Origin of the sequence: Candidatus Rubrimentiphilum sp., from assembly GCA_035710515.1 — a bacterium.
GTDB lineage: Bacteria > Vulcanimicrobiota > Vulcanimicrobiia > Vulcanimicrobiales > Vulcanimicrobiaceae > Rubrimentiphilum.
On sequence record DASTDE010000004.1, the window covers coordinates 480,928 to 490,187 of the forward strand.

At 63.5% G+C, this 9,260-nt stretch carries 7 protein-coding genes; 6 read left to right on the forward strand and 1 reads right to left on the reverse strand.

Annotation, left to right across the window (positions count from 1 at the left end; translation table 11 throughout):
• Positions 1–23 precede the first annotated feature (23 nt).
• The 5 genes from fabF to VFO29_11415 are packed head-to-tail and all read left to right on the forward strand — an operon-like array spanning position 24 to position 7,452.
• A complete protein-coding gene (gene fabF, locus VFO29_11395; GenBank protein HET9394108.1) occupies positions 24–1,265 on the forward strand; it encodes a beta-ketoacyl-ACP synthase II in 1,242 nt (413 codons plus the stop codon).
• Positions 1,265–1,978 (forward strand): ribonuclease III, encoded by a 714-nt coding sequence (rnc, locus tag VFO29_11400; protein ID HET9394109.1) that lies wholly within the window; start codon positions 1,265–1,267, stop codon positions 1,976–1,978. The genes fabF and rnc overlap by 1 nt, the downstream gene beginning before the upstream one ends.
• A gap of 11 nt (positions 1,979–1,989) precedes the next feature.
• On the forward strand, positions 1,990–5,538 hold the full coding sequence (gene smc, locus VFO29_11405; GenBank protein HET9394110.1) for a chromosome segregation protein SMC: 3,549 nt from the start codon (positions 1,990–1,992) through the stop codon (positions 5,536–5,538).
• Positions 5,531–7,045, forward strand: a complete 1,515-nt coding sequence (gene purH, locus VFO29_11410) for a bifunctional phosphoribosylaminoimidazolecarboxamide formyltransferase/IMP cyclohydrolase (GenBank protein ID HET9394111.1) — start codon at positions 5,531–5,533, stop codon at positions 7,043–7,045. The genes smc and purH overlap by 8 nt, the downstream gene beginning before the upstream one ends.
• Positions 7,046–7,059: 14 nt before the next feature.
• Positions 7,060–7,452, forward strand: coding sequence for a VOC family protein (locus VFO29_11415; GenBank protein HET9394112.1), 393 nt, complete (start codon positions 7,060–7,062; stop codon positions 7,450–7,452).
• Here the strand turns inward: VFO29_11415 and VFO29_11420 are convergent.
• Complete coding sequence (locus VFO29_11420) at positions 7,449–8,513, reverse strand: hypothetical protein (GenBank protein HET9394113.1); 1,065 nt, start codon at positions 8,511–8,513, stop codon at positions 7,449–7,451. The genes VFO29_11415 and VFO29_11420 overlap by 4 nt on opposite strands.
• Positions 8,514–8,641: 128 nt before the next feature.
• On the opposite strand from VFO29_11420, the gene VFO29_11425 reads away from it, so the two are divergent.
• Positions 8,642–9,259 carry a hypothetical protein gene (locus VFO29_11425; protein ID HET9394114.1) on the forward strand — a complete coding sequence of 206 codons (618 nt, stop codon included), beginning with the start codon at positions 8,642–8,644 and terminating at the stop codon, positions 9,257–9,259.
• The last annotated feature ends 1 nt before the right edge of the window (position 9,260 follow it).

Consider the following 9,260-nt stretch of genomic DNA (forward strand, 5'->3'; position numbering starts at 1 on the left):
AACCGCTGTAACAGAGGTCCGTTTTGACTAAGCGACGCGTGGTCGTCACCGGGCTCGGGGCGGTGACGCCCCTCGGGAACAACCGCGAGGACTTCTGGCGCCGGCTGGTCGCGGGAGAGAGCGGCGTCGGCCCCATCACGGCCTTCGACGCGAGCGATTTTTCGACGCGTTTCGCCGCCGAGGTCAAGGATTTCGACGCCGAAGGCCTGCTCGGCCGCCGCGAAGCGCGGCGGATGGACCGCTTTTCGCAGTACGCGCTCGTCGCCGCGCAGGAAGCGATCGCGGACGCGCAGCTACCGCAGGATCAGGAGTTCAAGAACAGAGTCGGCTCGGTGCTCGGTACGGGCATCGGCGGCATCCTGACGTTTTGGCACAACTCCGACATCGCCGCGAAAAACGGGACGTGGTCGAAGGTAACGCCGTTCTTCATTCCGATGCTGATGGCCAACGCGTCGGCCGCGCATATTTCGATGCACTTCGGTTTTCGCGGGCCGTTTTTTTCGGCCGCCAGCGCGTGCGCCAGCGGCAACGACGCAATCATTACGGCCTACAATTTTATTCAAGTGGGCGATGCGCCCGTGATGATCGCCGGTGGAACCGAGGCGACGATCTCGCCGCTGGCGGTCGGCGGATTCTGCTCGATGAAAGCGCTCTCGACGCGCAACGACGAGCCGACGAAAGCCAGCCGGCCGTTTGACAAGGAGCGCGACGGTTTCGTACTGGCCGAAGGCGCCGGTATTCTGGTGCTCGAGGAGTACGAGCACGCCAAGGCGCGTGGCGCAAAGATCTACTGTGAGATGATCGGCTACGGACAGTCCGCCGACGCGTACAATTTGGTCGCGCCCGATCCGGAGAGCCTCGGCGTCGAACTTGCGCTCACGCGTTCGTTCGAACACGCGGGCATCAAACCGGACGACGTCGATTACATCAACGCGCACGGCACCTCGACGCCGCAAGGCGACGTCGCCGAATCGCAGGCGATCGAAAGAGTTTTTGGAGCGGACACGCGGGTCGCGGTCAGCTCGACCAAATCGATGCACGGCCACGCGCTGGGCGCGGCCGGCGGAATCGAAGGCGTCGCGTTGGCGCTCACGGTCGAACGTGACATGATGCCGCCGACCATCAACTACGAGGTCCCCGACCCCGACTGCACGCTGGATTACGTGCCGAACGTCGCGCGCAAGGCGCCGGTGCGGGTGGGGCTCTCCAACTCGTTCGGATTCGGCGGCCACAACAGCGTCTTGGTTTTCAGCAAACCCCGCTAATGGCCGGCGAAGCGCGGCGGCGGCGCCTGCGCGCCTTGTTGAAGAAAGCCCACGTCGCGCCCACCGATCTCGCGCTCTTCGAGCAAGCCTTTGTGCATGAAAGCGCGGCCCGCGAGCGGCGCAAGAAGTCGAACGAACGGCTGGAGTTTTTGGGCGACGCCGTCGCCGGGTTGGCGGCCGCGAGTTGGCTTTTCGAGGAGCATCCGGAGGCGAGCGAGGGATGGCTGACCGCCCGCAAAGCGGCGATCGTGCGCGACAGTTCGCTCGCGGTGACCGCGCTGCGGCTCGGATTTCCGGATCTGATCGAGCTGGGTTCGGGCTTGGAGCGCTCGGGCGGGGCGGAGAACAAGACGATCCTGGCCGATGCGTTCGAAGCGTTTGTCGGCGCGCTGTACCGGCGGTACGGCGAGGCCAAGGCTCGCCGCTTCGTCCTGGAACAGCATATGGCGTTCGTCGATCTCTCCGACGAAGGCGTCACCGACCCGAAATCGCTTTTGCAGTCGCTCTCACAGCAGCGCTACCGGGAGCTGCCGCTCTATCGTGACCGCTCGACCGGAACGCCGCAGGAACCGCATTTCGTCTCGGAAGTTATTCTCAAGGATAGGGTGGTGGGTTCCGGAGCCGGAAGGTCGAAAAAACTAGCGCAGTTGCAGGCCGCCAGCGTTGCGCTCCAAGCGTTGATCAAGAAAACTCGGAAAAGGGCAAAGAAATAAAACTCAAGAGCATCAAAACGTTCGGCTTTAAGACTTTCGCCGATCCCACGACGCTCGAATTCGGCGGCGGCATCACCGCCATCGTCGGCCCCAACGGTTCCGGAAAATCCAATCTGATCGACGCCTTCCGCTGGGGACTGGGCGAACAGAGCAGCAAGAGCTTGCGCTCGGGCAAGATGGAAGACGTCATCTTTGCCGGCAACGAGAAGCGCAAGCCGCTCGGCCTGGCCGAAGTGACGATTACCTTCGACAACAGCGACCGCCGGTTGGCGATCGACTTCGAGGAAGTCGAGATCGCGCGGCGCGCCTATCGCGCGGGCGAGATCGAATACTACATCAACCGCAATCAGGTGCGCTTGCGCGACGTGCTCGATCTGCTGATGGGGACGGGCCTGGGGCCGGGCAGCTATTCGATTGTCTCGCAAGGTCAGATCGACGCGATTCTCACGAGCAAGCCGACGGACCGCCGCGCACTCTTTGAAGAGACTGCCGGCATCGCCAAGTTCCTGGCGCGGAAGAACGAGTCGCTGCGCCGCTTGGAGCAGACCGAGGCGAACGCGATCCGCATCAACGACTTGATCGTCGAGTTGGAACGCCGCATCCCCGAACTCGACACGCAGGTGCGCCGGGCTAGACGCTACCGTAAGCTCAACACGCGGGTGCGCGATCTCGAGATTCTTTCGTACATTCGTGCCAGCGCGTCACGCCGCGGCGAACGCGAGACGCTCAAGGCCGAGCTCAGCCGCAACGAGGAGCTGCGCGGCGCGGGCGCCGCCAAAGCTGCGACGCTGGGCGCGCAACTCGCGCAAGCTCGTACCGACGCGTACCGCCAAGAGCTCGCGCTGGAAGAGCTGCGCACGAAGACGCAGACGGTACGCGCCGACCTTGCGCGGCTCGAAGCTGAATACGCCGCATCGCAAGCGCGCCGCGAAGCACTGGAAGCGCAAGATACGCAGACCTCTCAAGACGCGGAGCGCGTTCGCCAGGAGCGCGAAACGCTGGAAGCGACGATCGCAAGCCTCGAGGCGCGTTTGGGCCCGCTGCAGGCAGAGCTCGAAGCCGCGCGCGACGGCGAGCTGGCTGCGCAGGCCGCACTCTCGCACGCGCGCGGCGAACTCGACGCGATCTTCACGCAGCTGCGCGAAGTGGAAGCCGCGGCTTCGCTGTCGGCGGCACGCAAAGCCGAACGCCGCGTGCAGTATCAAAACGCGCGCACGGAGAGCGAGCGGTTCGAGAACGATCTGCGCACCGCGAATGATGCGGCCGAACGTCTGCAGATTGCAGCCGGCGGCGCAACACACCGGTACGGCGAGCGCGAAGCGCAGCTCAACGCGCTCGAGACGCAGCTGCTCGACGCGCGCGGCCGCATCGAAGATGCCGAAAAGTTGGCGTCCGCCGCGCAAAGTGATCTTGCGCAAGCGCAAACCGCGCACCGCGAATACTCGAGCGAAGTCGCCGCTGCGCAGTCGCGTCTGCACACGATCGAAGAACTCGAAAACGCGATGGAAGGCCACGTGCCCGGAACGCGCGCCGTCGTCGAGGCGTGGCAGCGCGGCGAACTGCGCGGCATCGAGGGCATCGTCAGCAACCTGATCGAGATCGACGAGCAGTACGCGCGCGCGATGGACGTCGCATTCGGCGTCCGCCTCTCGAACATCGTCACGCAAACTTCGGAAGACGCCGAACGCGCCATCGATTTCTTGAACGTGAAAGAAGTCGGCCGGGCGACGTTCTTGCCGCTCGACACGCTGAAGAACCGTACCGGCAAGGAACTGACCGCCGAGCTGCGCGGCATGAAAGGCATCATCGGCTACGCGCACACGCTAGTACGGACCGCGCCGCAGTATGAAAGCATCGTGCGCTTTTTGGTGGGCAGCGTACTGCTGGTGGATACCTTGCAAACCGGTATCGATCTCGTGCGCAATCGCGGATTCCGCGAAACCATCGTCACGTTGTCGGGCGAACAGATTGCCGGCGGCGGCGCGATCACCGGCGGCCGTTACAAGCGCGAGCGCTCGATTCTTTCGCGGCGCGCACAGGCGCAGACGCTGCGCGAGCGCCTGACGGAGATGCGCACGCATCTGCAGCAACTGGAATCGCAGCTCGAGCGCAATGCCAACGAGTCGGTCAAAGCGATCGAGGCGCGCGACGCGGCCAGAGCGTTCTTTACGCGCACGGAGCTGAGCCTGGCCGAGGTGCGAGGCGAGATGGCGACGGCGGCCGCCGAAGCCGAACGCATGCAGCAAGACTTTGCCGCATCGCAGGCGCGCATTGCGGAGCTGCAAGCTGCGGCTGAAAGTGCGCGCGCTCGCGAGCTTGAATTCGAGAAACTTCCGGAAGAGGCCGACGACGCCGACCGTGCGCGTCTGGAGACGCTCTTGCGTGAAGCGCGCGAACGGATCGCGCAAGCGGAAGCCGCGCAAGCCGAAGCGACGCGCGTCGCGGGCGAATTGCGCGAGCGGCAAGCTGCGCTGGGCGCGGAGGATCATGCCGCGAGAGCGCGCTTTGGATTGATCGACGCCGACGTCGAACGTGCACGCGCGGCCCGCGAGCAGATGCACGCCGACATCGCGCATTTGAACGCACAGGTGCAGACCGGCGCGGCGCAACTGGAGACGCTGCGGGTAGCAGTCGCGGAAACCGATGCAAACTTTGAGGCGGCACGCCGCGAGCGCGAAACGCTCTCGGATCGCGTGACGCAACTCGAGTCGGACGTGCGCACTGCGGAACTCGAAGAGCGCGATATCGCCGCGGGCGGCGAGAGTCACCGAATGCGTCTCGCCGAGATCGAAGCCGAGCTCGGTATGCTCGTCTCGCAGTTCGCGCAGAACCCGGCCACCGACGAAGAGTGCCGCGAAGTCGAAGAACGGTATAAGGAAGAACCCGACGAGGTGACCGTCGATCTTCCGCGCCTGCGCGAAGAGCTGGCGCGCCTCTCGAACGTCAACCTCAATGCCGAGGCGGATCGCGAAGAGCTCTCGCAGCGCGAACAGTTCTTGCGGGCGCAGCTCGACGATCTGGCCAAGGCGCGCGAGACGCTGCTGCAGTCGATCGCCGAGATCGAACAGCTGACGCAAGCGCAGTTCAATGAAACCTTCGAACTGGTCGCAGCGGCGTTTACGGAGATGTACGCGCGCTTGATTGGCGGCGGCGAAGCGCGCATGTGGCAAACCAATCCGGAGAATCTCTCCGAAACCGGCATCGAAATTTCCGTGCAGCCACCGGGCAAGAAGCTGATGCCGCTGGCGGCGCTCTCCGGCGGCGAGCGCGCGCTCACCGCGGCCGCGCTCATCTTTGCGCTGATTACCGTTCGTCCGTCGCCGTTCTACCTGCTCGACGAAGTCGACGCCGCGCTGGACGACGCCAACGTCGAGCGTTTCTCCAAGATGGTGCGCGAGCTGGCCACCGAGTCGCAGATGGTGATCGTGACGCACAACAAACAGACGATGGAACTCGCCGACCGCCTGTACGGCGTAACGATGCGCGAAGCGGGAATCAGCTCGATCATTTCCGCGGAGCTGAGCGAAGACGACCAGCGGGCGGAGGCCGCCATTGCCTGAAGCCGCGCTCTTTTCGCTTACCGATAAAGCCGGAGCGCCCGAACTAGCCAAAGCGCTTGTCGCGCGCGGCTGCGCGATCTACGCCACGAGCGGAACGCGCGAAGTCCTGGCCGCAAGCGGAATTCCGTCGCACGACGTCGAGGAGGTCACCGGCTTTCCGGCGCTTTTCGGCGGTCTCATCAAAACGCTGCATCCCAAACTGCTCGGCGGCATTCTTTTCGATCGCGACGACGCCGGCCACCGCGCGCAGGCGCTGCAGTACGGGATTCACCCGTTTTCCGTCGTCGCGGTCAATCTTTATCCGTTCGAAGCAATTGACATCGGCGGCGTCGCACTATTGCGCGCGGCCGCAAAAAATTACCGGCACGTTACCGTGCTCAGCGATCCGTCGCAGTACGGCGCGTTCTTGGAAGCGCTGGATCGCGGAGGCCCAAGCGAAGCCGAGCGCAAGCAGCTCGCCGTTCGTGCCTTCGAGCGTGCCTCAGAGTATGACGTCGCGATCGCCCGCCATCTTGCGGAAGGCGAGAAGGACGCCGAGGAATTGCCCGGAGCGTTGACCGTCGCCATGCCGCTCTCGCAGCAGTTGCGCTACGGAGAGAACCCGCAGCTTCGCGCGGCGTTTTATCTGGGCAACTCGCGTCTGGTTCCGGAGCAGCTGCACGGCAAGGCGCTGAGTTACAATAACTTGCTCGACCTCGACGCGACGCTGCGCCTGCTTTCCCGAGCGGCGCTCGGCGCCGAGTTTGGCTCGCAGCGCGAGCGCTTCGTGCGCACGGCGATCGTCAAACACACGGTGCCGTGCGGCGTCGCGCAACGTTCGACGGTGCAAAAGGCCATCGGTGAGGCGCTGCAAGCCGATCCGATCTCCGCTTACGGCGGCATCTTGGCAACGGACGGCGCGATCGATCTGCCGGCGGCGCAAGCGCTGGCGCCGTTTTTCCTTGAGATCGTGGCCGCGCCGGATTTCGCACCCGATGCACTGCAGATGCTGCAGAAAAAAAAGAATCTACGGATCATGCGCTACGATCCGCATCTGCCGGACGAATTGCAGCGCGGCCTGCAGCTGCGCAGCGCGCTTGGCGGCGTGCTCGCGGAGGAAGAGGATCCGGCATTCGATGCCGAGTCGTGGCGCGTCGTGAGTTCGCGCCAGCCGCTCAAACAGGAATGGCACGATTTGGCGCTGGCGTGGGACGTCGTGCGCCACGTAAAGAGCAACGGCGTCGCGATCGTCAGCGACGGCGTGACGCGCGGAATCTGCGCGGGTCAAACCAATCGCGTGAGCGCAGTGGAGATCGCCGGCCTGCGGGCAGGCAAACTCGCCAAGGGCGCCGCCTGCGCGAGCGATGGATTCTTTCCATTCCCCGATGGACTGGAGGCGGCCGCCGCCGCCGGGTGTACTGCGGTGATTGCACCAAGCGGCTCGGTGCGCGATAACGAGGTGGTCGCGACGGCCGACAAGCTCAAGGTCTCATTGGTGTTTTCAAGCCACCGGTACTTTTTGCACTAGAAGCTGAGGAAATAATGTCACGCTACCTGCATACGTCGATCTTCGTCAACGACATGAAAGAGTCGATCGATTTCTACACGCAAAAGCTCGGACTCAAGCTGCTCGAAGGGCCGCTGCACTATCCGGGAAACGCCGACATGGCGTTCGTCGGCCGCGATTGGAACGCGTACATCGAGCTCGTCTACGATTTGGAAGATCATCCGCCGTACGTTGTGGGCAACCGGTACGAGCATCTCGCGATTGAAGTGGACGGCGAGCTTGGGCCCTTTGTGGCGCGGCTGAAAGAGCAGGGCGTCAAGATCATCAAAGACGTGAAGACGACGCCGAGCGGCAAAGGCTCGCTGGCCTTCGTTGAAGATCCTAACGGCATTCCGGTCGAGCTGCTCGAACCGCGCGTTCGGACTTAACGGTACACGAACGGGTCGAGCGGCGCGGAAACCGGTTCGATTGAATCTGCGTGCAATCGCAATCCGTCGCTGCGCTGGACGAGCGCGCCGCGCGCATGCGCCCAGCCGGATCGAAACGTAAGCGGCGAATCCAAGCGGATCGCGATCGGCGCGGCGTCGGCGCGGCAGCATGTGATCGCGTAGCGTACGAGCGCCGTCGCCTTTCCCGAACGCACGACGACGCCGGTGAAGTCTACTCGTTCGCCGGCGAAGGCATCTGCGAGCGTAGTTTCGGTGGCGCGATAGATTGGTGCGGGAGCCGCGAGCATGCAGCCGGCCAGCATAATCATCGGTCCAACGCGCAGCGCAGCACACGACTCGCGGCGATAGCGAAACGTTAAGTACGCAAAGGCGATCGCGCACGGCCAAAGCGCGAGTGCGATCTTCGGATTGACCAGCGCCGCGCCGCCTCGCAATGCAACGAGAGCGCAGGCAAGCGATGCGAGCGCGTACGCGAGACAGTCGTGCCCGTGACGTGAACGCTGCACTCGCACGAATGCGCGCAGATCGACGATGCCGGCTACGCACAGAAACCCCGCGGCGGCAGGCGGTGCGACGGTGCGCGCCATTGCTGCGATCCCGATTGTTCCCAATCCGCACGGCGAACTGATGAACGCCGCCAGTCCGGCGGCCGCGAAAACGATCTCCGGCGGGGCATGAGCTTCGGCAATAGCTGGAAAGAGCGGAACGAGTATCGCGCCCGCAATCGCAAGCGGCCATATTCCGCCGAACTGCGCGAGCACGGAACTCGCGCCGTGCGCGCAATCCCGTTTGCGCAGCGCGCATTCCATAAGAAGTGCGCCGCCTAGCCGCGCCGCCGCGACGAAGGGCCCGAAGACGAGCCACGCCGCAGCCGCCGCCGGCAACGATCGCGCCGACGGTCCCGCTCCGCAGCCGCATCCCAGGTAGGCGGTAAGGCGTCCGCTCCAACGCCACGGCAAACGCACCGCGATCGCACCGGCGAGTACGAACGGCGCGCTCTCCAACAGCATCGCGGCGGCATTCACGACGATTGCGTTCACGCGCATCAATCACGTGCTTGTCCATTGTTCGCTAGGGGTAGGGAAAAATATCAGTAATAACCGTGCGGGAGATGCAAGTGAGGACTGTAACAGTTGGTTCAAGGATTCTAGCAAGCATCGCGACGTGCATGACGGCAGTATTGCCTTTGACGGCGAATGCAAGCCAGGTTACTGCCAAGCCGGCTCGTACGACGCTGCGCGCAAGTGAATATGGTCCGAATGCATATTTTATAAACGGAAGTATCCTAACAAATGCGTTCTTGGCTCTTGCGGCAGTAGAACACGACAAAGGCGCTTTGGCTGACAACGGCTGGTTGATGCAAATGACCGACGATGGGCGGTACTTCAACGCGGCGCCGTCTTCGAACGACCCTATTGCAGTAACGGTGCAAGTGATTGACGGCCGCGCATCTCTAGTAGTCTCTTCGATGATGCCGCCGGCCAGTGCGACAATCGATCTAGGCGCTCTCCGCGCCATCCGGGCAGCGTACAACTTCTTTCAGACGCAAACCGGATTGCCACCGGGGGGCGACCGCGCATTATCGAGCTATGACGTTCTCGTCCACCCCTCCAAAGCTGGTCAATACAATGCTCGTTACGCCGGGAAACTCTTCGTTTGGCTACTGCATCATAAAGATCCGAATGTTAGAAGCACCTTTGCAGGGTGCTTCGACGGATCAGGTTATGAGAAGGAATACCTCGTCGATCCTGGGACGTTCGCAGTCATCGCGCTGCCGTGTAGGTAGA